Annotated in this window: 15 protein-coding genes and 3 pseudogenes; 14 read left to right on the forward strand and 4 right to left on the reverse strand. The window is 60.3% G+C overall.

Translation table 11 applies throughout. The features are described from left to right. Positions 1 to 4: 4 nt before the first annotated feature. The gene (gene fdnG, locus AAHB66_RS11460; protein ID WP_347116345.1) at positions 5 to 3,052 is read right to left on the reverse strand and encodes a formate dehydrogenase-N subunit alpha; all 3,048 of its coding nucleotides are present in this window, start codon (positions 3,050 to 3,052) and stop codon (positions 5 to 7) included. 222 nt (positions 3,053 to 3,274) lie between these two features. Here fdnG and yddG point away from each other — a divergent pair, with 222 nt between their 5' ends. After that, on the forward strand, positions 3,275 to 4,162 hold the full coding sequence (gene yddG, locus AAHB66_RS11465) for an aromatic amino acid DMT transporter YddG (RefSeq protein WP_347116462.1): 888 nt from the start codon (positions 3,275 to 3,277) through the stop codon (positions 4,160 to 4,162). A gap of 171 nt (positions 4,163 to 4,333) precedes the next feature. Here yddG and AAHB66_RS11470 read toward each other — a convergent pair whose 3' ends face one another. Beyond that, positions 4,334 to 5,296 carry a LysR substrate-binding domain-containing protein gene (locus AAHB66_RS11470; RefSeq protein WP_347116347.1) on the reverse strand — a complete coding sequence of 321 codons (963 nt, stop codon included), beginning with the start codon at positions 5,294 to 5,296 and terminating at the stop codon, positions 4,334 to 4,336. Between the two features lie 171 nt (positions 5,297 to 5,467). Between AAHB66_RS11470 and AAHB66_RS11475 the strand changes: the two genes are divergently transcribed. From AAHB66_RS11475 to AAHB66_RS11505, 7 genes are read left to right on the forward strand one after another with little or no spacing between them, the layout of a single operon-like run. Beyond that, positions 5,468 to 6,418 (forward strand): branched-chain amino acid ABC transporter permease, encoded by a 951-nt coding sequence (locus AAHB66_RS11475; RefSeq protein WP_347116348.1) that lies wholly within the window; start codon positions 5,468 to 5,470, stop codon positions 6,416 to 6,418. A gap of 9 nt (positions 6,419 to 6,427) precedes the next feature. After that, a complete protein-coding gene (locus tag AAHB66_RS11480) occupies positions 6,428 to 7,534 on the forward strand; it encodes an ABC transporter ATP-binding protein (protein WP_347116349.1) in 1,107 nt (368 codons plus the stop codon). Next, a complete protein-coding gene (locus AAHB66_RS11485) occupies positions 7,531 to 8,298 on the forward strand; it encodes an ABC transporter ATP-binding protein (RefSeq protein ID WP_347116350.1) in 768 nt (255 codons plus the stop codon). The genes AAHB66_RS11480 and AAHB66_RS11485 overlap by 4 nt, the downstream gene beginning before the upstream one ends. Further along, positions 8,291 to 9,010 carry an ABC transporter ATP-binding protein gene (locus tag AAHB66_RS11490; RefSeq protein ID WP_347116352.1) on the forward strand — a complete coding sequence of 240 codons (720 nt, stop codon included), beginning with the start codon at positions 8,291 to 8,293 and terminating at the stop codon, positions 9,008 to 9,010. The genes AAHB66_RS11485 and AAHB66_RS11490 overlap by 8 nt, the downstream gene beginning before the upstream one ends. A gap of 28 nt (positions 9,011 to 9,038) precedes the next feature. Beyond that, entirely contained in the window at positions 9,039 to 10,196 is a 1,158-nt protein-coding gene (locus tag AAHB66_RS11495; RefSeq protein ID WP_347116353.1) for a branched-chain amino acid ABC transporter substrate-binding protein, read from the forward strand. Between the two features lie 17 nt (positions 10,197 to 10,213). Continuing rightward, a complete protein-coding gene (locus tag AAHB66_RS11500; protein ID WP_347116354.1) occupies positions 10,214 to 10,696 on the forward strand; it encodes an L-2-amino-thiazoline-4-carboxylic acid hydrolase in 483 nt (160 codons plus the stop codon). Beyond that, on the forward strand, positions 10,693 to 11,919 hold the full coding sequence (locus AAHB66_RS11505) for a Zn-dependent hydrolase (protein WP_347116356.1): 1,227 nt from the start codon (positions 10,693 to 10,695) through the stop codon (positions 11,917 to 11,919). The genes AAHB66_RS11500 and AAHB66_RS11505 overlap by 4 nt, the downstream gene beginning before the upstream one ends. Positions 11,920 to 12,243: 324 nt before the next feature. On the opposite strand, the gene AAHB66_RS11510 is transcribed toward AAHB66_RS11505, so the two are convergent. Next, on the reverse strand, positions 12,244 to 13,731 hold the full coding sequence (locus AAHB66_RS11510; RefSeq protein WP_347116357.1) for an MFS transporter: 1,488 nt from the start codon (positions 13,729 to 13,731) through the stop codon (positions 12,244 to 12,246). 115 nt (positions 13,732 to 13,846) lie between these two features. Here AAHB66_RS11510 and AAHB66_RS11515 point away from each other — a divergent pair, with 115 nt between their 5' ends. The 6 genes and pseudogenes from AAHB66_RS11515 (at position 13,847) to narI (ending at position 22,737) form a co-directional block, all read left to right on the forward strand. After that, positions 13,847 to 14,422, forward strand: coding sequence for a TetR family transcriptional regulator (locus AAHB66_RS11515; RefSeq protein WP_347116359.1), 576 nt, complete (start codon positions 13,847 to 13,849; stop codon positions 14,420 to 14,422). Between the two features lie 199 nt (positions 14,423 to 14,621). Beyond that, positions 14,622 to 16,013: a NarK family nitrate/nitrite MFS transporter gene (locus AAHB66_RS11520; RefSeq protein WP_347116360.1), complete on the forward strand. Its 1,392-nt coding sequence runs from the start codon at positions 14,622 to 14,624 to the stop codon at positions 16,011 to 16,013. A 68-nt stretch (positions 16,014 to 16,081) separates the two neighbouring features. Then, positions 16,082 to 19,819, forward strand: a pseudogene (locus AAHB66_RS11525) (nitrate reductase subunit alpha); the annotation flags it as partial. Between the two features lie 60 nt (positions 19,820 to 19,879). Continuing rightward, a pseudogene (gene narH / locus AAHB66_RS11530) lies at positions 19,880 to 21,364 on the forward strand (nitrate reductase subunit beta); the annotation flags it as partial. Continuing rightward, positions 21,364 to 22,059, forward strand: a complete 696-nt coding sequence (narW, locus tag AAHB66_RS11535) for a nitrate reductase molybdenum cofactor assembly chaperone (protein ID WP_347116362.1) — start codon at positions 21,364 to 21,366, stop codon at positions 22,057 to 22,059. The pseudogene narH and the gene narW, both read left to right, overlap by 1 nt. Continuing rightward, positions 22,056 to 22,737, forward strand: a pseudogene (gene narI, locus AAHB66_RS11540) (respiratory nitrate reductase subunit gamma). Before narW ends, narI begins: the two are co-directional and overlap by 4 nt. A gap of 156 nt (positions 22,738 to 22,893) precedes the next feature. On the opposite strand, the gene AAHB66_RS11545 reads toward narI, so the two are convergent. Next, positions 22,894 to 23,343, reverse strand: a complete 450-nt coding sequence (locus tag AAHB66_RS11545) for a hypothetical protein (RefSeq protein WP_347116364.1) — start codon at positions 23,341 to 23,343, stop codon at positions 22,894 to 22,896. Positions 23,344 to 23,393: the final 50 nt, after the last annotated feature.

Below are 23,393 nucleotides of genomic sequence, written 5' to 3' on the forward strand. Positions count from 1 at the left end.
CTCCTTATGCTTTTTCGATGTTGACCAGAAACGCCTTATACTCTGGCGTTTGCGAGTTCGAATCCCCTACCGCAGGCGTCAGGGTATTGGCGATATAGCCTTTCTGCGCCACCCCTTCAAAGCCCCAGTGCAGCGGAATACCGACGGTTTCCACCTGCTGACCGTGAACGTTCAGGGCCTGCAGACGACGGGTGACCACCGCCACGGCACGAATAAACCCGCGCTGGCTGCTGACCTTCACGCGATCGCCGTTGGCAATGCCTTTGGCCTGGGCCAGGGTCTCGCTGATCTCGACAAACTGTTCCGGCTGGGCGATGGCGTTCAGTCGCGCATGCTTGGTCCAGGTGTGGAAATGCTCGGTCAGGCGATAGGTGGTGCCGACGTACGGGAACTTGTCTTTCTTGCCCATCCGCACGGCATCTTCCTCGTAGACACGCACCACCGGACTGGAGACCACGTTCGGGTGCAGCGGATTGGTGCCCAGCGGCGTTTCCATTGGCTCGTAGTGTTCCGGGAACGGCCCTTCTGCCAGCTTGTCGATGGCAAACAGACGTCCCAGCCCTTCCGGCTGCATGATAAACGGCCCGGTGTTGCTGCCCGGCGCGGCGGTGTTGTAGTCCGGAATATCGTTCCCGGTCCACTTCGTCCCGTTCCACTGGATCAGCATACGTTTTGGATCCCACGGCTTGCCGTTGATGTCCGCCGAGGCGCGGTTGTAGAGCACGCGACGGTTCAGCGGCCACGCCCATGCCCAGCCCAGCGTATTGCCCAGCCCTGACGGGTCGGCGTTATCGCGGTTAGCCATCTGGTTGCCCTGCTCGGTCCAGCTCCCGGTGTAGATCCAGCACGACGACGCGGTGGTGCCGTCATCACGCAGCTGGGCGAAACTGCTCAGCAGCTGGCCTTTTTTGGCGATGAGCACGCCACTGGCGTCATAGAGATCCGCCAGCGCATAGCCGTTGTTCTCTTTCGCCACCTCTTCCGATTCCGGGTGATCCGGCTGTTTGTAATCCCAGCTCATCCGCAGCAGCGGCTCGACGCCCTTGCCGCCTTCGGTGCGGTACATCTCGCGCAGGCGATGGTAAATCCCGGCCAGGATCTCGCCGTCGTTGCGCGCTTCGCCCGGGGCATCCTGTCCCTTCCAGTGCCACTGCAGCCAGCGACCGGAGTTGGCGATGGAGCCGTCCTCTTCTGCGAAACAGGTCGACGGCAGACGGAAGACCTCGGTCTGAATTGAGGCGGGATCCACGTCATTCATCTCACCGTGGTTCTGCCAGAAGGTCGAGGTTTCGGTTACCAGCGGGTCGATCACCACCATGTACTTCAGCTTGCTGAGGCTGGCGACAATCTTGTTCTTATCCGGGAACGACGCCACCGGGTTAAAGCCCTGGCAGATGTACCCCGTGACTTTGCCCTTCGACATCATGTTGAAATACTTAATGACGTCGTAGGACTGATCCCATTTCGGCAGCCAGTTGAAGCCCCAGTCGTTCTCCTTCTGCGCCGCCTCGCCATAGAACGATTTCATCAGGCTGACGAAGAACTTCGGATAGTTGTTCCAGTAATTCACCTGGTCAGGCAGCGTCGCTTTCGGCGTGTTCGCCGTCATATAGCTCTGCAGATCCGTCTGTTTCTCGGACGGCAGGGTCAGGTAGCCGGTCAGGCTGGTCGACAGCAGGCCGAGATCGGTCAGGCCCTGGATGTTGGAGTGACCGCGCAGGGCGTTCACCCCGCCACCGGCCATGCCCATGTTGCCGAGCAGCAGCTGGATCATCGCCATGGTACGGATGTTCTGCGCCCCGACGGTATGCTGCGTCCAGCCCAGCGCGTACAGGAACGTCGTGGTTCTGTCCGCGGCACTGGTGGAGGCCAGCACTTCGCACACCTTCAGGAAATCGGCTTTTGGCGTGCCGCAGATGTTCTCCACTACCTCCGGCGTATAGCGGGAGACGTGCTGTTTCAGCAGGTTCCACACGCAGCGCGGGTCGGTCAGGGTTTCATCGCGTCTGGCATAGCCGTTTTCGTCGAACTGATAGTTCCAGGAGGACTTATCGTACTGGCGTTTTTCGGCGTCATAGCCGCTGAACAGCCCGTCTTCAAAGGCAAAATCTTCCCGCACCAGCAGGTTGGCGTTGGTGTAGTGCTTAACGTACTCGGCGTTAATTTTGTTATTTTCGATCAGGTACAGCAGCACGCCGGAGAGGAATGTAATGTCCGTGCCGGAGCGGATGGGCGCATAGATATCGGCCACCGATGCCGTGCGCGTAAAGCGCGGATCGACGACGATCAGCGTCGCATCGTTATTGTTTTTCGCTTCCATCGCCCAGCGGAATCCCACCGGATGGGCTTCAGCGGCGTTACCGCCCATCACCATCACGACGTTAGCGTTTTTGATATCAACCCAGTGGTTGGTCATCGCACCGCGACCAAATGTTGGAGCAAGACTTGCTACCGTTGGTCCGTGTCAGACGCGCGCCTGGTTGTCTACCGCCAGCATGCCGAGGGAGCGCACAAATTTTTGCGTCAGCATGCCAGTTTCATTACTTGCCGCAGAGGCACACAGCATCCCGGTGGAGAGCCAGCGGTTAACCGTCACGCCCTGGTCGTTGGTCTCGACGAAGTTGGCGTCGCGGTCGGCCTTCATCAGCTTCGCGATGCGCGTAAACGCCTCATCCCAGGAGAGTCGCTGCCACTTGTCGGATCCTGGCGCTCGGTATTCCGGGTAACGCAGGCGGTTGTCGCTGTGGACATAGTCCAGCAGGCCCGCCCCTTTCGGGCATAACGCCCCACGGCTGACCGGATGATCCGCATCGCCTTCAATATGATAAATCGACTCTTTGGCGTTCTTCGCGCCATCACCCAGGCTATACATCAATAGCCCGCATCCCACGGAGCAGTATGTGCAGGTGTTACGGATCTCTTTCGCGCGCAGCAACTTATAGTTGCGCGCCTGAGCCAGCGCCATTTTGGGGGCGAACCCTAAAGCAGCGACTGTCGTACCGGCCATACCGCCCGCGCAGATTTTAAAAAACTGTCTGCGGCTGACGTCCATTGCTGTCCTCGTTAGAACATTGAGAATTCCGGCGGAAAACTAACAGCAAAGCCCCTGTTTTTTTTGCGGCAAATCAAGAACGCAAATTTTCGCCCTCTTAATAGTCAGGCGGGAGCCGTTTTATTACTGCTTAGGGAGTAGCTGCGGGGAGATTAATTCGCGGAAGGTACTGAAACAGTGCTATAAATTTGCCCCTGAAAATATCATGGCAATGGGAAAATGATGGACAGAAAAAGAGCCACCCTGATCGGGCTGGCCGCCATTGTGCTCTGGAGCACGATGGTAGGCCTGATTCGGGGCGTCAGCGAGGGGCTGGGCCCGGTGGGCGGCGCGGCGATGATCTACACGCTCAGCGGTCTACTGTGCCTGGTCACGGTAGGGTTTCCCAAACTGCGGCGGTTCTCGCCCCGCTACCTGATGGCCGGCAGCGTGCTGTTTGTCAGCTACGAAATCTGTCTGGCGCTGTCGTTAGGCTATGCCTCTACCCGCCATCAGGCGATTGAGGTGGGGATGGTGAACTACCTCTGGCCGAGCCTGACCATCGTGTTTGCCATTCTGTTTAACCGCCAGCGCTCAACCCTGTGGGTGATCCCGGGGCTGATTATCTCCCTGCTGGGCGTCAGTTGGGTGTTAGGCGGCGATAATGGGCTCAATCCGGCGGAGATTACCCGCAACATCGTCTCTAATCCGCTGAGTTATGGCCTGGCCTTTGTCGGGGCCTTTATCTGGGCGGCCTACTGCACCGTGACCAGCAAATATGCGAAGGGGCAGAATGGGATCACACTGTTTGTGCTGCTGACGGCGCTGACCCTGTGGGTTAAATATTTGTTCAGCGATCAGCCGGAGATGGTGTTCAGCGTGCCGGTGGTGTTCAAACTGCTGATGTGCGGCGTGGCGCTCGGATTTGGCTATGCCTCATGGAATACCGGCATTCTGCACGGCAACGTGACGCTGCTGGCGGCGGCCTCCTATTTTACCCCGGTGCTGTCAGCGGCGCTGGCGGCGGTGCTGCTGAATGCGCCCCTGTCGTTCAGCTTCTGGCAGGGAGCGATGATGGTGTGCGCGGGGTCGTTGTTGTGCTGGTACGCTACTCGCACTCGGAGAGGCTGAGGGCTTCGCCGGGCGGCGCATGCGCTTGCCCGGCCTACGGCGTGGAGCCGTTTGTCGGTTTTGTAGGTTGTCTGCGGTGCGGCATGTTCCCCCTCACCCTAACCCTCTCCCTCCAGGGAGAGGGAACCGTTCGAGCCCGGCCATCCAACGTCATCGTATTTGTAGGCCGGGTCAGGCGGAGCTGCCACCCGGCATCTCCTCCGGGGAGAGGGAACTGTTCCGCCGCAGCCAGCTTTGCAGCAGCATGCCGTCCTCGCTCATCTCGCCGTCCTGTCGCACGCACAGGTAGTAATCCCGGCCATCATCAATCGGCAGATCAAAAATCTTCACCAGCTCCCCGCTCTCCAGGTATGGCGCTATCAGCGGCTCGCGCATCAGGGCGCAGCCCAGCCCCGCCTGCACCCCTGCCAGGGTTAACAGCCCGTCTTCAAACATCGGTCCGCTGCGTCGCGGCGGACGCTTCACCCCCTGCTGGATAAACCACTGCTGCCAGGAGCTACGCTCCTCGTCATGCAGGAGCGGCATCTGCAGCAGCTGTTCGGGGGTGTCGATATGCCCGTGCAGGCGCAAAAAGGCCCGGCTACAGACCGGGACCATCTGCCCGGAGATCAGCTTTTCACTCTGATAGCCCGTCCACTGCCCGTTGCCAAAGCGGATCGACATATCCGAGGCATCGCTCAGGTAGTTGCGGTGGTTGGCATAGACCACATTAATCTCGGTTTGCGGATTCGCCCGCATAAATCCCGGCAGACGCGGAATAAACCACCCCATGCCAAACAGCGGGATCAGGCTGATGGTCACCTGGCGGGTTTGCACCTGCTCCAGCAGATGCTCCGTGGCCTGGCGCAGCACGTTAAAGGCCGCGCGAATGGAGCGGTAATAGTCCCGCCCCTGCTGGCTGAGGATCAGCCTGCGCCCCTGGCGCTCGGTGAGCGGCATCTGCAAATACCCTTCCAGCACCTTCAGCTGATGACTCACCGCCGACGGGGAGATGTCCAACTCCTGGGCCGCCTGCGTCACGCTGCCCAGCCGGGCTATCGCCTCGAAGGCCCGCACCGCCCGCAGCGGCGGATCGTTCGCCAGCCGGCTCTCGGCAAAGGTCGACAGCGTCAGGGATTGTTCTGTTTTATTCATATATTGATCTGTTATGGATAATCAGGTTATTCAGCCATTTAGCATCATCATTAAAATCAATCAGATAACGCAAGCTCCAAAAATCATAAGAAAGAATATATGCGTATTTCACAATTTAATTCAATTATTAGATGTTACCCGCTGGAAAGAGCACTTTGTCGGGTAACAACGTTGGACACACTCATACAACAACTGATCAACGGCGTGATGCTGGGCAGCATCTACGCGCTGATCGCGCTGGGCTATACCATGGTGTATGGCATTTTGCGCATTATTAACTTCGCCCACGGCGATATTTTGATGGTCGGGGCGCTGACCACGCTGTCAGGGCTGAACCTTCTCAGCAATCATTTCCCGGCCATGCCGCAGCTGCTGCAGCTCGGCTTTGCGCTACTGATCGCCATGGCGGTCTGCGCCCTGCTGGCGATGGCCGTTGAGCGCTTTGCCTATCGCCGCCTGCGTAACGCCCCACGGCTGGCACCGCTGATCTCCGGGATTGGCGTGTCGGTGCTGCTGCAAACCGTGGCGATGATTATCTGGACGCGAAATCCGCTGATGTTCCCGCAGATCCTGCCGATGGACCCGATTGCCATCACCAAGGGCAGCGAAGCCCATCCCCCGGCGATCGTCACCGTCACCGGCATGGTTACCGTGGCGCTGGCTCTGATCGTCATGACCGGCCTGTGGCTGCTGGTGGAGTACACCCGTCTCGGTCGCGGCATGCGCGCGGTGGCGGAAAACCCGCGCGTCGCCACCCTGATGGGTGTTAACCCAAATGCGATCATCACCCTGACCTTCGCCATCGGCGGCGTTTTTGCCGCGCTGGCCGGGGTGATGATGGCCAGCAACTACGGCAACGCCAGCTTCTCGATGGGCTTTCTGCCCGGCATTAAAGCCTTTACCGCAGCGGTACTCGGCGGCATCGGCAATATTCGCGGGGCGATGATTGGCGGGATCCTGCTCGGCATTATCGAAGCGCTGGGCGCGGGTTATCTGGGCGAGCTCACCAACGGCGTATTTGGCAGCAACTATCAGGACGTGTTCGCCTTTATCGTACTGATTCTGGTGCTGGTCTTCCGTCCGGCGGGTCTGCTGGGCGAGCGCGTGGCGCACAGGGCGTAAGGGAAAATCATGACTGCCATTGAACTCAAAACACCGGCGACCAGCGGCAAATTCTGGTCCGGCATGACGCTCTTCGTCCTTGCCCTGCTCCTTGCGCCGGTGGTGGCGACCCAACTGGGCGGCAACTACTGGGTGCGGGTGATCGACTTCGCTCTGCTCTACATCATGCTGGCGCTGGGGCTGAATATCGTGGTGGGCTACACCGGCCTGCTGGATATGGGCTTTATCGCTTTCTATGCCGTCGGAGCCTATCTGGCGGCGCTGCTGGCGTCACCGCATCTGGCGGAGGTGTTCCCGATCCTCAACGTCTGGTTCCCGGACGGGCTGCACACCTCTTACCTGCTGATTATCCCCATTGCGGCGCTGGTCGCAGCGGTATGCGGCATTCTGCTCGGTGCGCCGACCCTGAAGCTGCGCGGGGATTACCTGGCGATCGTCACCCTCGGCTTCGGGGAGATTATCCGCATCCTGATGCGTAACCTCGACCGTCCGGTGAACATCACCAACGGCGCAAAAGGCATTACCGGCGTCGATACCCTGAACCTGTTCGGCCTCAAGTTCAGCGGCGTTTACCACTGGTTCGGCGTCAAGGTACCGGCGCTGTGGCTGTGGTACTACCTGCTGATGCTGGTGATTGTCGGGATCATTTTTGTCTGCCTGCGCCTGCAGCACTCGCGCATTGGCCGGGCGTGGCACGCCATCCGCGAAGATGAAGATGTCGCCCGGGCGATGGGCATCAACGTGCGCAACTTTAAGCTGCTGGCCTTCGCCATGGGCGCCTCCTTCGGCGGCGTGGCCGGGGCGCTGTTCGGTGCCTTCCAGGGCTTTGTCTCCCCGGAATCCTTCACGTTGCAGGAATCCATTGCCGTGCTGGCAATGGTGGTGCTGGGCGGGATGGGCCATATCCCGGGCGTGATCCTCGGCGCGGTGCTGCTTACCGCCCTGCCGGAGCTGCTGCGCAGCCAGGCGGCCCCGGTGCAGCAGGTGCTGTTTGGTTCGGTGCTGATTGACCCGGAGATCCTGCGTCAGCTGTTTTACGGCCTGGCGCTGGTGCTGGTGATGCTGGTGCGGCCGTCGGGCATCTGGCCCAAGCGCCACAAGGAGGTCAAAGCATGAGCCTGTTAACCGTGCGCAACATGTCCAAACGCTTTGGCGGCCTGACGGCGGTCGATAACGTCTCACTGTCGATCAACAAGGGCGAGATCTACGGCCTGATTGGCCCCAACGGCGCGGGCAAAACCACCTGCTTTAACCTGATCACCGGGCTTTATCCGGCAGACAGCGGCGAATTTGCCATTGCCGATAAACCCTACTTCCCGACCCAGATCGAGAAAGTGACCGCCGCGGGCATCGCCCGCACCTTCCAGAACGTGCGGCTGTTTAACGAGATGTCGGTGCTGGAGAACGTAATGGTCGGTCGCCACGTGCGCACCCGCAACGGGCTGTGGGCGGCACTGAGCCGTCACAAGCGCGCCCGGGAAGAAGAGGCGCAGACCCTGGAGCAGGCCTGGCACTGGCTTGAGTACACCGGCATTGCGAAGTTCGCCCACTACCGCGCGTGCGACCTGGCCTATGGCCATCAGCGTCGGCTGGAGATCGCCCGCGCGCTGGCCACCGATCCGCTGCTGCTGGCGCTGGACGAACCCGCTGCAGGTATGAACGCAGCGGAAAAGATGGCTCTCGGCGAACTGCTGACCCGCATTCGTGACGACGGGAAAACCCTGCTGATGATAGAACACGACGTCAAGCTGGTGATGGGGATCTGCGATCGCCTCACGGTGCTGGATTACGGCAAAACGCTGGCCAGCGGTACCCCGGACAGCGTCCGACGCGACCCGGCGGTGATCGCCGCCTGGCTTGGAGGCAATGCCCATGTCTGAATTACTGAAAGTGGAACGTCTGGACGTGCATTACGGCGGGATCCAGGCGGTGCGGGACGTCTCCTTTGGCCTGCGCGAAGGCGAACAGGCCACCCTGATTGGTGCCAACGGCGCGGGCAAAAGCTCCACCGTGCGGGCCATCACCGGGCTGGAACGCTTTGGCGGCCATATTGAATTCAACGGCAAAGCGGTGCGCAAACACAGGGCCGAAGCGCTGCTGTGCGACGGGCTGGTGATGGTCCCGGAAGGACGCGGCATCTTCGGCCGGATGACGGTGCTGGAAAATTTACAGATGGGGGCCTGGCTGCGCCGTGACACTGTCACAGTCAGGCAGGAAATGAACGAGATTTTCGAGCGTTTCCCGCGCCTTGGCGAACGCCAGCACCAGCTGGCCGGGCTGCTCTCCGGCGGGGAACAGCAGCTGTTGGCCCTTAACCGCGCCCTGCTCAGCCAGCCGCGCCTGCTGATCCTCGACGAGCCGTCGATGGGGCTTGCACCGAAGATGGTGGAGAACATTTTTGCCGTTATCGCCGGGCTGCGCGAGCGCGGCGTCGCCCTGCTGCTGATCGAGCAGAACGCCCGCCTGGCGCTGGAAGTGACCGATCGGGCCTGGGTGATGGACAGCGGCAGCATCGTCCACCAGGGCGCGTCGAAAGCGATGCTCGAGGATGACCAGATTGCACAGATTTATTTGGGCGAAATGCCCGTTTAACAACACCAACCAACATCAGGGAAAAATAATGAAAACCGTAAAAATCAGCGCGCTCAGCGCCGCTATTCTGCTCAGCGGGTTCGCCTCTACCGGTGCCTGGGCCGCCGACAGCGAAACTGTAGTGATTGGCCTGGCGGGCCCGCTCACCGGCCCGTCTGCCCGTATCGGTAAGGATCTGGAGAACGGCGCGCAGCTGGCGATTGACGACATCAACAAGCAGCATCCGACCATCGGCGGCAAAGCGGTGACCTTCAAACTGCAGTCCGAAGATGACCAGTCGGATCCGCGTACCGCAGTAGCCATGGCCCAGCGTCTGGTGGACAGCGGCGTGGCGGGCGTGGTCGGTCACTGGAACACCGGCACCAGCATCCCGGCTGCACGGGTGTATCACGATGCCGGTATCGCCCAGGTAGCCCCGGTGGCGACCGGTCATGCCTATACCCAACAGGGCTTCGACACCAGCTTCCGCGTGATGGGCCACGACGATGACGGCGGCCAGTTTGCCGGGCAGTACGCCATCAACGACCTGAAAGCTAAACGCATTGCGGTGATCGACGACCGTACCGCCTTCGGTCAGGGTCTTGCGGATGAGTTTATTAAATCGCTGGAAGCCCAGGGGGTGAAGATTGTCGACCGTCAGTACGTTGACGACAAAACCGTCGACTTTAGCGCCGTGTTGACCGCGATCCGCAGCAAAAACGCCGATCTGATCTTCTTCGGCGGCGTGGACAGCCAGGCTGCACCGCTGGCGCGTCGTATTAAACAGCTGGGCATGAATGCCACCCTGATGGGCGCGGGCGGCTTTGTCAGCCAGACCTTCCTGCAGCTGGCGCAGAAAGAGGGTGAAGGCGTGGTGGCGCTGGAGCCGGGCCTGCCGGTGGATCAGATGCCGGGCGGCAAGACCTTCGAGCAGGCCTATCAGTCCCGCTACCACACCCATATCGAACTGCACGCCCCGTTCGCCTATGACGCCACCCGCGTACTGGTGGCGGCGATGGAAAAAGCCGACTCGGTGGATCCGGCCGAATACCTGCCTGCCCTGCGCGCTATCAGCTACTCCGGCGTCACCGGGCAGATCGCCTTTGATAACCAGGGCAACCTGAAAACCCCGTCGTTCACCGTCTATAAAGTGATCGACGGCAAATGGCAGCCGCAAACCGTGCTGGGCGGCGCAAAAGCTAAGTAACGCAGTGAGGCAATGTGATGAGTGATAATAATGAGCTGGGCATTCTCGCCCGCCGCAAAATTGAAGCAGAAATTATTAAGCCAATTTACGAGATCCTGGTGCGCGAGATCGGCAAGACCCGCGCCCAGGCGGTGATTGGCGAGGCCATTGAGCAGGCCGCCATCAACGCGGGCAAAGCGTTTGCCAGTCAGGAGCCGAACGGCGCGGACGTAAAGAGCTTTATCGCCCTGCAGTATCTGTGGGAGAAAGATAACGCGCTGGACGTGAAGGTGATCGACGCCGACGACCAGCAGTACAACTACAACGTCACCCGCTGTCGCTATGCCGAGATGTATCACGAGATGGGCCTGGGCGAGATCGGCCACCTGCTGTCGTGCGCCCGCGATGAGAAATTCATCGTCGGCTACGCGCCGGACGTGGAGCTGACCCGTACCACCACCATCATGCAGGGCGGTAAGTGCTGTGACTTCCGCTACCGCAGCACGAAGGACAAAGCATGATCCAGGTGAATGCAAACCGGCTATGGTCGACGCTGGAGAGGATGGCGCACATCGGCGGTACACCCGCCGGTGGCGCCACCCGCCTGGCGCTAAGCCACGAGGACCGCATTGCCCGCAACCTGCTGCGCGACTGGGCGCTGGAGGCGGGGTTTTCCTGCGATGTCGACAGCATGGGCAACATGTTTATCCGCCGTGCGGGGAGGAACTCTGCTCTGGCCCCGGTGATGACCGGCTCGCACGTGGACTCCCAGCCGCTGGGCGGCAACTACGACGGGATCTACGGCGTGCTGGCCGGACTGGAGCTGCTGCGCACCCTGAACGACCATCAGGTTGAAACCGAGCGCGATATCGTGCTGGTGAACTGGACTAACGAAGAAGGGGCGCGCTTTGCCCCGGCGATGCTCGCCTCCGGCGTCTGGACCGGGCAGTTCAGCGAAGAATATGCCCACGCCCGGGCTGACCGGGATGGCATTACCGTAGCTGAGGCCCTGGACACCATCGGCTATCGCGGCGAGCGCCCTGCCCGCGCCTTCCCGATCCACGCCTGCTACGAGCTGCATATCGAACAGGGGCCAATCCTGGAAGATGAAGCCGTGGATATCGGGCTGGTGCGCGTGGCGATGGGACAGCGCTGGTTTACCATCACCCTCGACGGTTTCGCTGCGCATGCGGGCACCACGCCGATGCACAGCCGCCGCGACGCCTTAACCGCCTTTGCAGAGCTGGCACTGAAGGTGGAGGCCATTGGCTATCAGCATGCACCCGACGGCCGGGCGACCATTGGGATGGCGGAAATCACGCCGAACTCGCGCAACGTGGTCCCTTCCCGGGTGGTATGCAGCGTCGAGTTCCGTCATCCGGAGAGCGAGGCGCTGGTGGCGATGGAGGCTGCGTTGCATCAGGCGGCGGAGAATCTATCTGCGCGGGGCGTGAGCGCGAAGGTTGAGCGCATTTTTGACTATGCGCCCATCAACTTTGACGCCGACTGTCTGGCGCGTAGCGAGAAAGCGGTGGCGGAATTGGGATACACCGCCAAGCCTATGGTGTCCGGTGCCGGGCATGATACCTGCTACATCAGCAAAATCGCCCCTGCCAGCATGATCTTTATCCCCTGCGTAAAGGGCATCAGCCATAACGAAGCGGAAAAGATCCTGCCGGAGTGGTCTGAGAAAGGGGCCAACGTGCTGCTGCACAGCGTGCTAGCAGCAGCTCTTGAAAAATAAGCCGGATGCGCTGCGCTTATCCGGCCTACGGTCCGAGCCGTTATCGCCTTCGTAGGCCCGGCAAGCGCAGCGCCGCCGGGCGCTTTTGAGCCGACTGCTCCCCCCTCACCCCAACCCTCTCCCTCAAGGGAGAGGGAGCACACCGCGCCGCCGGGCGTGTTTTTACTGCTGCGGGCGCAGGAGCTGTAAAATAACGCCGTTTTTGTTGCATTTGTAGGCCCGGCAAGCGAAGCGCCGCCGGGCGCTTTTGAGCCGCCTGTTCCCCCCTCACCCCAACCCCCTCCCTCAAGGGAGAGAGAGCACACCGCGCCGCCGGGCGTGTTTTTACTGTTGTGATACCTTCGCCAGACTGAACCAAATCCCGATAGCCAGCAGCAACAGCATTCCCCCTGCGCTGCCCAGCGCCACGCTGTGGGAGGTGATAAACGCGGTTTTCGCCGCCTCAATCACCGATTCAGCCAGCGTTGGCGTCAGATGCTGGGCCACCTTCACCGCCTCACCGATGGAGGAGGCGGCATGATCCACCAGCGACGCATCCAGCCCCGGCGGCAGTTCGATCGACGCTGAGAAACTGCGGGTGAGCAGCAGACCAAAGATCGCAATCCCCAGCCCGGCTCCCAGCTCGTAGGACATGGTTTCAATTGCCCCGGCCGCAGCGGCCTTCTCTTTTGGTGCGGCGGCCATGATCGCCGAGGTGGAGGCCAGCAGCGCGCTCGCCGCGCTAAAGCCCAACAGCACCATCAGGCTCCAGGCCTGCCACTGCTGGGTGCTGAAATCAAGCATCGACAGCCCGATGAAGCTAAGCGCGCTCAGCCCCATTCCGCCGGTCGCCACGATCCGCAGCCCCAGACGGCCCACCAGCACTCCGGCAATCGGCCCGCTAAAGCCGCTGGCAACCATCACCGGCAGCATAAACATGCCCGCCTCAAACGGAGTGAAGCCGTGGACAAACTGCAGCTCCTGGGCCATCAGCAGCTCAAAGCCCACCAGGGCGATCATCGCCGTCATCGCCATCACCACTCCGCTGAGAATAATGCGGTGGCCGAACAGGCGGATGTCGATCATCGGCCTGCCGGCGCGGAGCTGGATGCGGATAAAGGTCCACAGCATCGCCGCCCCGGTCAGTAGCGTGCCCGCCACCAGCCACGGAGATATCCCTCCTTTCAGCGCCGTTTTGGCGCTGTAGACTAGCAGTAAAATTGCCACGATCAGCATCAGGGCATGGGTGATGTTCAGGGGCTGCTCAGGCCGCCCCTGCTGCGCCGGCACAAAACGTGCCGCCAGGGAGACCACCAGCAGCACAATCGGGACGTTAATCAAAAACACCGAGCCCCAGTAGAAATGCGCCAACAGCATACCGCCCACCAGCGGGCCAAAGGCCGCCCCGCCGGAGCCCACCGCCGCCCAGACGCCGAGGGCAATATTGCGCCGACGCGCATCCGGGAACAGCGTGCGGATCCCGGCAAGGGTTGCGGGAATAATCATCGCCGCGCCGATAGCCAGCGAGGCCCGCGCCGCAATCAGCCACCCCGCCGAGGGGGCAAACGCAGCGGCCAGCGACGAGAGACCAAACAGGGTGCTGCCCATCATCAGCAGCCGCTTAAAGCCGATGCGATCCCCGAGCGCCCCCATCGGCAGCACCATCCCGGCCATCACCAGGGAGTAGATATCAATGATCCACAGCAATTCATTGCCGCTGGCATCCAGGGTCATGCTCAGCGTCGGCGCGGCGACGTGCAGCACCGTGGCATCAATCGCCACCGGGATATAGACCAACACAATTATCACTAACGCTAACCACTGACGAACCATAACTGTCCTTTTTTATGCAAACCTGGACACATGTCCAGATTGCGATCCTACGGAAAGTTGAACGCATGTCCAGCTCTTTGTTACACTCGTTGTCCCCCAGTTGAGAGTGAAAAGAATGAGCTATCTGAGCAAGGACGAGCGGCGGGAAGAGATCCTGCATGCAGCGATGCGCGTGGCGCTGAGCGAAGGCTTTACCGGAATGACCGTGCGACGTATCGCCACCGAAGCAAAAGTGGCGACCGGCCAGGTGCATCACCACTTTGCCTCTGCGGGGGAGCTCAAGTCGCAGGCGTTTATCCGCCTGATCCGCGCCCTGCTGGATGCCGACGTGGTCGCAGAAAACGCCAGCTGGCGCGAACGGCTTTACGCCATGCTCGGCAGCGACGACCGCAGTTTTGAACCCTATATTCGTCTGTGGCGGGAAGCCCAGCTGCTGGCCACCCGCGATGCCGAAATAAAAGGTGCTTATGTGCTAACGATGGAGATGTGGCATCAGGAGACGGTCGCCATCATACGGGCGGGTGAACAGGCGAATGCCTTCCGGCTGAAAGACAGTGCGGAAAATATCGCCTGGCGGCTGATAGGCCTGGTATGCGGGCTGGACGGGCTGTATGTGTTATCCATGCCGGAGATGGATGATGCCGCATTTAATCAGCACCTTAATACGTTAATGACTCTCGAGCTCGGCTAATCATCAGCATTTCTTAACTGTTACGATTTGTAACACATTAAGCGAGCCCATATCTCCCTTCTAAACTCAGGGGTTCGCTTTTTTTATCTATCCTTTCAGAAGACTCCCAAAACACATCCAATAATTTCTCATCAAAAACTCAGGCATCTGCCTGAATGACTTTCTCTTCCTGCCATTTACGGATATGCAAGAGGGTAATATGTCGCAACAAGCTGAGAAGAATAATCATTATTTATTAAGCAACTGGAAACCGGAAAACGCAGCATTTTGGGAAAATAAAGGCAAAAAGATTGCGCGACGAAATTTAGTTATTTCGGTTGCCTGTCTGCTGCTGGCGTTTTGCGTCTGGATGTTATTTAGCGCGGTGGCGGTAAATCTGAATAAGGTGGGTTTTAATTTCACGACCGATCAGCTGTTTATGTTAACGGCCCTGCCTTCGCTCTCCGGGGCAATATTACGCGTCCCCTACTCCTTTATGGTGCCTATATTTGGCGGCAGATACTGGACGGTATTAAGTACCGTTATTCTTATTATTCCCTGCGTATGGCTCGGTATTGCGGTGCAAAACCCGGCTACTCCTTATGCGGTATTTATCACTATCGCCCTGCTGTGTGGTTTTGCCGGGGCGAACTTTGCCTCCAGCATGGGCAATATCAGCTTTTTCTTCCCCAAAGCTAAACAGGGCAGCGCATTGGGTATTAACGGTGGGCTGGGCAACCTCGGCGTCAGCGTGATGCAGATGGCGGCCCCGGTGGTGATCTTTCTGCCGATGTTCACCTTCCTTGGGGTGCACGGCGTGCCGCAGGATGATGGCTCGACGCTGTTCCTCGCCAACGCCGCCTGGATCTGGGCCCCGCTGCTGCTGCTGGCGACCATTGCTGCCTTTTTTGGCATGAACGATATCGCCAGTTCGAAGGCAACCATCGCCAGCCAGCTGCCGGTGCTGAAGCGTCTGCACCTGTGGCTGCTGAGCCTGCTCTATCTGGCCACGTTCGGCTCGTTTATCGGATTTTCTGCCGGCTTCGCCATGCTGTCGAAAACCCAGTTCCCGGACGTTAATATCCTCCATCTGGCTTTCTTTGGCCCGCTGATTGGGGCCCTGGCGCGCTCTGCCGGTGGGGTGATCTCGGATAAGCTCGGCGGGGTGCGCGTCACCCTGGTGAACTTCATCTTTATGGCCCTCTTCTCCGCCCTGCTGTTCCTCACCCTGCCGGGCTCCGGTTCCGGCAACTTTACCGCCTTTTATCTGGTGTTTATGGGGCTGTTCCTCACCGCCGGGCTTGGCAGCGGTTCCACCTTCCAGATGATCGCTGTCATCTTCCGGCAAATCACCGTCTATAGAGTCAAACTGCACGGTGGCACGGACGAGCAGGCCCAGAAAGAGGCCGTCACTGACACCGCCGCCGCGCTGGGCTTTATTTCAGCCATTGGGGCCGTCGGTGGGTTCTTCATTCCCAAAGCCTTCGGCACCTCGCTGGCAATGACCGGCTCACCGGTGGGGGCGATGAAGGTCTTCCTGGTGTTCTATATCGTCTGCGTATTCGTCACCTGGCTGGTGTATGGCCGTCGGCAGAAGCACGTCAAATCATAACGAGTTGTTCAATTTTTTTGTGAGCAGTGTAACCACGGGGCGGGAGTCGCCCCGTCAGGAGAAACGTCATGAGTAAATTGTTGGATCGCTTTCGTTATTTCAAACTAAAAGGCGAGACCTTCGCGGATGGACACGGTCAGGTGATGCACACCAACCGCGACTGGGAGGACAGCTATCGCCAGCGATGGCAGTTCGACAAAATTGTGCGATCCACCCACGGCGTGAACTGCACCGGCTCCTGTAGCTGGAAAATCTACGTCAAGAATGGTCTGGTGACCTGGGAAACCCAGCAGACCGACTACCCTCGAACCCGCCCCGACCTGCCGAACCATGAGCCGCGCGGCTGCCCGCGCGGGGCCAGCTACTCCTGGTATCTCTACAGCGCCAACCGCCTGAAGTACCCGCTGGTGCGCCGCAAGCTAATTGAGCTGTGGCGCGAGGCGCTGGCACAGCACAGCGATCCGGTGCTGGCCTGGAACGCCATTCAGAATGACCCACAAAAGAGCCAGAGCTACAGGCAGGCGCGCGGTCACGGCGGGTTTATCCGCTCGAACTGGAAAGAGCTGAACCAGCTTATTGCCGCCGCCAACGTCTGGACCATCAAGCACTACGGCCCGGACCGGGTCGCTGGCTTCTCGCCGATCCCGGCGATGTCGATGGTCTCCTACGCCGCGGGCACACGCTATCTTTCCCTGCTGGGCGGCACCTGTCTTAGCTTTTACGACTGGTACTGCGACCTGCCACCCGCCTCGCCGATGACCTGGGGCGAGCAGACCGACGTGCCGGAGTCCGCCGACTGGTATAACTCCAGCTACATCATCGCCTGGGGCTCCAACGTGCCGCAGACCCGTACCCCGGATGCCCACTTCTTTACCGAGGTGCGCTACAAAGGCACCAAAACCATCGCCATCACCCCCGACTTTTCGGAAGTGGCGAAACTCAGCGACCAGTGGCTGGCACCGAAACAGGGCACCGACAGCGCTTTAGCGATGGCGATGGGCCACGTGATCCTGAAAGAGTTCCACCTCGATAACCCGAGCGACTATTTCCTCAACTACTGCCGTCGCTATACCGACATGCCGATGCTGGTGATGCTCGATCCGCGCGAGGACGGCAGCTACGTGCCGGGCCGGATGCTGCGCGCCTCCGATCTCGCCGACGGCCTGGGCGAAGCCAATAACCCGGAGTGGAAAACCGTCGCCTTTACCGCCACGGGCGATCTGGTGGTGCCGAACGGCTCCATCGGCTTCCGCTGGGGCGAAAAAGGCAAATGGAATCTCGAACCTCAGGCGGCAGGCCAGGAGACCGAGCTGGCGCTCTCCCTCCTCGGCACCCGCGACAGCGTTGCCGGGGTGGCTTTCCCCTACTTTGGCGGCAATGAAAATCCGCATTTCCGCAGCGTGAAGCAGGATCCGGTGCTGGTCCGCCAGCTGCCGGTAAAAACCCTGACCCTCGCCGATGGCCGCCAGCTGCACGTCGCCAGCGTCTATGATCTGGTGCTGGCCAACTACGGCCTCGATCGCGGCCTGGAGGATGTTCACGCCGCAAAAGATTACGCTGAGATCAAAGCCTACACCCCGGCCTGGGGGGAGCAGATCACCGGCGTGCCGCGTCGCCACATCGAGCAGATCGCCCGGGAGTTTGCCGACACGGCGAATAAGACCCACGGCCGGTCGATGATTATCCTCGGTGCCGGGGTGAACCACTGGTATCACATGGACATGAACTACCGCGGGATGATCAACATGCTGGTCTTCTGCGGCTGCGTGGGCAAAAGTGGCGGCGGCTGGTCGCACTATGTCGGCCAGGAGAAGCTGCGTCCGCAAACCGGCTGGCTTCCACTGGCCTTTGCGCTGGACTGGAACCGCCCGCCGCGCCAGATGAACAGCACCTCGTTCTTCTACAACCACGCCAGCCAGTGGCGCTATGAAAAACTCACCGCCCAGGAGCTGCTCTCCCCGCTGGCGGACGCCTCGAAGTTCACCGGCCATCTGATCGACTTTAACGTGCGCGCCGAGCGCATGGGCTGGCTGCCGTCCGCGCCGCAGCTCAACCTCAACCCGCTGCACATTAAGGCTCAGGCCGAGGCAGCCGGCATGTCGCCTCAGGAATATACTGCGCAGGGGCTGCGATCGGGCGATATCCGCATGGCCTGCGAGCAGCCGGACAGCGGCAATAACCACCCGCGCAACCTGTTCGTCTGGCGGTCAAACCTGCTCGGCTCCTCCGGCAAGGGCCATGAGTACATGCTCAAGTACCTGCTCGGCACCGAGAGCGGCATTCAGGGCGATGACCTCGGCTCGACGGATGACGTGAAGCCGGAAGAGGTGGAGTGGCAGACCGCCGCCATCGAGGGCAAGCTGGATCTGCTGGTGACCCTCGATTTCCGCATGTCCAGCACCTGCCTGTTCTCGGATATCGTCCTGCCCACCGCCACCTGGTACGAGAAAGACGATATGAATACCTCGGACATGCATCCGTTTATTCATCCCCTTTCCGCCGCGGTGGATCCGGCCTGGGAGTCGCGCAGCGACTGGGAGATCTACAAGGGCATCGCCAAAGTCTTCTCCGAGGTCTGCGTCGGGCATCTGGGCACTGAAACCGATGTGGTGTTACAACCCTTGCAGCACGACTCCCCGGCCGAGCTGTCCCAGCCGTTCGACATCGCCGACTGGCGTAAAGGTGAATGCGATCTGATCCCCGGTAAAACCGCGCCGAACATCGCCGTGGTGGAGCGTAACTACCCGGATACCTACGAGCGCTTTACCGCCCTCGGGCCGCTGCTGGACAAGCTCGGCAACGGCGGGAAAGGCATCTCATGGAACACCCAGGACGAGGTCGATTTCCTCGGCAAGCTCAATTACGTCAAGCTCGACGGCCCGGCGAAAGGCCGCCCGCGCATCGAGACGGCGATTGACGCCTCGGAGGTGATCCTCGCCCTCGCCCCGGAAACCAACGGCCAAGTGGCGGTCAAAGCCTGGGAGGCGCTGGCCGAGTTCACCGGCCGCGAGCACAGCCATCTGGCGCTGAACAAGGAAGACGAGAAGATACGCTTCCGCGATATTCAGGCCCAGCCGCGTAAAATCATCTCCAGCCCGACCTGGTCCGGCATTGAGAGCGAGCATGTCTCCTACAACGCGGGCTACACCAACGTCCACGAGCTGATCCCGTGGCGCACCCTCTCGGGCCGCCAGCAGCTGTATCAGGATCACCAGTGGATGCGCGCCTTCGGCGAGAGCCTGGTGGCCTATCGACCGCCGATTGATACCCGCAGCGTGACCCACATGCGCGAGATCCCGCCCAACGGCTTCCCGGAGAAGGCGCTGAACTTCCTGACGCCGCACCAGAAATGGGGCATCCACTCCACCTACAGCGAAAACCTGCTGATGCAGACCCTGTCGCGCGGGGGGCCGATTGTCTGGATCAGCGAAACCGACGCCCGCGAGCTGGGCATCGAAGATAACGACTGGATCGAGTGCTTCAACGCCAACGGTGCCCTTACCGCCCGCGCGGTGGTCAGCCAGCGCGTGCCGCCGGGGATGACCATGATGTACCACGCCCAGGAGCGCATTCTGAACATTCCGGGCTCCGAGGTAACCGGACGGCGCGGCGGGATCCACAACTCCGTGACCCGCGTTTGCCCGAAACCGACGCACATGATCGGTGGCTACGCCCAGCTGGCCTATGGCTTCAACTACTACGGCACCGTCGGCTCGAACCGCGACGAGTTCATCATGATCCGCAAAATGAAAAACATTAACTGGCTGGATGGCGAAGGTCGGGATCAGGTACAGGAGGCGAAAAAAATGAAAATACGCTCACAGGTTGGCATGGTACTTAATCTCGATAAATGCATCGGGTGTCACACCTGCTCGGTGACCTGCAAAAACGTCTGGACCGGGCGCGAAGGCATGGAGTACGCCTGGTTTAACAACGTCGAAACCAAGCCGGGCATTGGCTATCCGAAAAACTGGGAGGACCAGGAGGAGTGGCAAGGCGGCTGGATCCGCGGCATCTCCGGCAAGCTGACCCCGCGCCTGGGCGGCAAGCTGGGGGTGCTGTCGAAAATCTTCGCCAACCCTCAGATGCCGCAGATCGACGACTACTACGAACCCTTCACCTTTGACTATCAGGATCTGCATCGCGCCCCGGAGGGTAACCACCTGCCCACCGCCCGCCCGCGCTCGCTGATTGACGGCAAGCGGATGGACAAGATTAAGTGGGGGCCGAACTGGGAGGAGCTGCTCGGCGGCGAATTTGAGAAGCGCGCCCGGGACCGCAACTTCGACCGGATGCAGAAGGAGATGTACGGCCAGTTCGAAAACACCTTCATGATGTATCTCCCGCGCCTGTGCGAGCACTGCCTGAACCCGAGCTGCGCGGCGACCTGCCCAAGCGGGGCGATCTACAAGCGCGAAGAGGACGGCATTGTCCTGATCGACCAGGACAAATGCCGCGGCTGGCGCCTGTGCATCAGCGGCTGTCCGTACAAAAAAATCTACTTCAACTGGAAGAGCGGCAAGTCGGAAAAATGCATCTTCTGCTATCCGCGTATCGAGTCCGGCCAGCCGACCGTCTGCTCGGAAACCTGTGTTGGACGCATCCGCTATCTCGGCGTGCTGCTGTATGACGCAGACCGTATCGAAGAGGCGGCCAGCACCGAACATGAAACCGATCTCTATGAACGTCAGTGCGACGTGTTCCTCAACCCGCACGACCCGGCAATCATTGAAGAAGCGGTGAAGCAAGGTATTCCGCAGAACGTGATTGACGCTGCACAGCGCTCCCCGGTGTACAAAATGGCGATGGACTGGAAGCTGGCCCTGCCGCTGCACCCGGAGTACCGCACCCTGCCAATGGTCTGGTATGTTCCACCTCTGTCGCCTATTCAGTCCTACGCCGATGCCGGTGGCCTGCCGCAGACCGACAGCATCCTCCCGGCGGTCGAAAGCCTGCGCATTCCGGTGCAGTATCTTGCCAATATGCTCAGCGCGGGCGACACCGGCCCGGTGCTGCGCGCCCTGAAACGGATGATGGCGATGCGCCACTATAAACGCTCCCAGACCGTAGAAGGCGTGACCGATACCCGCGCTATTGAGGAAGTGGGTCTGAGCGTCGAACAGGTGGAGGAGATGTACCGCTATCTCGCCATCGCCAACTACGAAGACCGCTTCGTGATCCCGACCAGCCACCGGGAGATGGCCCGCGACGCCTTCCCGGAGAAAAACGGCTGCGGCTTTACCTTCGGTGACGGCTGCCACGGCTCCGACACTAAATTCAACCTGTTCAACAGCAGCCGCATCGACGCCATCAACATCACCGAGGTGCGCGATCACGGGGAGGGAGAGTAATGCAGATCCTCAAAATTATCGCCCTGCTGATTGAGTACCCGGACGAGGCGCTGTGGGAGAGCCGTGACGAGGCGATCGCCCTGGTGGCGCAGGACGCGCCGGTGCTGCTGCCCTTTGCGCAGCAGTATCTCAACGCCCCGCTGCTCGACCGTCAGGCCGAGTGGTGTGAGGTGTTCGAGCGCGGGCGCGCCACCTCGCTGCTGCTGTTCGAACATGTCCATGCCGAATCGCGGGATCGCGGCCAGGCGATGGTCGACCTGATGAACCAGTACGAGCAGGCCGGACTGCAGCTCGACTGCCGCGAGCTGCCGGACTATCTGCCGCTCTATCTGGAGTATCTGAGCATTCTGCCCGAGGCGCAGGCCCGGGAGGGCTTGCAGAACGTGGCGCCGATTCTGGCGCTGATTGGCGGGCGGCTGAAACAGCGCGAGGTGGCGCATTATCTACTGTTCGATGCCCTGCTGAGGTTTGCGGGCAGCAAGCTGTCCAGTGACAGTGTCACGCAGCAGGTGGCGGGTGAAAAACGTGACGACACCCGCCAGGCGCTGGATGCGGTCTGGGAAGAGGAGCAGGTGAAGTTTATCGAGGATAACGCGACGGCCTGCGACAGCTCGCCGATGCAGCAATATCAACGACGCTTTAGCCAGGACGTCGCGCCGCAGTACGTGGACGTCAGTGCCGGAGGCCCAAAATGACACACCATCTGAACGTCTTTTTCTTCGACATTTATCCGTACATCTGCGCCGCGGTCTTCTTCCTCGGCAGCTGGCTGCGGTACGACTACGGCCAGTACACCTGGCGCGCCTCCTCCAGCCAGCTGCTGAGCAAGCGCGGTATGAACTGGGGCTCTAACCTGTTCCACATCGGGATTCTGGGGATTTTCTTCGGCCACCTGTTCGGGATGTTAACCCCGCACTGGATGTACGCCTGGTTCCTGCCGATGGCGGTCAAACAGCAGCTGGCGATGATCGCCGGCGGGATCTGCGGCGTGCTGACCCTGATTGGCGGCTCGATGCTATTGTATCGCCGCCTGTTTAATCAGCGGGTGCGCGCCACCTCCACGACGCCGGATATCATTATCATGAGCATACTGCTGACACAGTGCGTGCTCGGCCTGACGACCATTCCGTTCTCGGCGCAATACCCGGACGGCAGCGAAATGTTGAAGCTGGTCGGCTGGGCCCAGGGGATCGTCACCTTTCACGGGGGGATCGTCTGAGATGTTGAGCGGCGTGGCCTTTATTTTCCGCGTCCATCTGGTGCTGGGGATGACCATCTTCCTGCTCTTCCCCTTCACCCGCCTGGTCCACGTCTGGAGCGCCCCGTTCGAATACATCACCCGGCGCTATCAGCTGGTGCGATCAAGAAGGTAGAGTTATTCCCTCTCCCTGTGGGAGAGGGTTAGGGTGAGGGCATCGGGCCGCACAAAAACGCCGGGTGGCGGCTACGCCTTACCCGGCCTACAAAATCCGGAAAACCGCACCACGTAGGCCGGGCAAGCGCACGCGCCGCCCGGCGTTACCGACTGACTAGATACTTGGCAAAGCACCACTCACGATGGACAGGATCACCATCAGCACAAGAATGGCGCAAACAACCCCGATGCCAAACAGCACGGTATGAAAGATCAACGTCTCTCCGGCAAACGTCATAGCGCCACGTATGCCCCAGCGATTCTCCTTGCGCATACCGCCGATAAACGCGAGCCCCAGCCCTGCGATGGCAAGAACAATCCCACCATTATGGATAAGCCGGTCAACATCCAGGGTGCGGTTTTCTGCGGTTGCAGGCGTTTTCCCGGTTATGCCAGCAATAATGCCTTTTTTAACGGCAGCGACCTGCTCAGCAACCACCATTTCAAGGGATGGAGGCGGTGAGGAGAAAGGACCAAAAGAGAAATGCACCATCCCAAGCACCAGGGCGATAGCGCCCAGCAGCATGCCCAGTGAGCTAAATTTATTCTGCGACAAGATTTCCATATCAATATGCCTTGTGATGATGAGTATAAGCGTCCTGGTTTATTATCCAG

This window comes from Leclercia sp. S52 (assembly GCF_039727615.1).
Taxonomy (GTDB): Bacteria; Pseudomonadota; Gammaproteobacteria; order Enterobacterales; family Enterobacteriaceae; genus Enterobacter; species Enterobacter adecarboxylatus_B.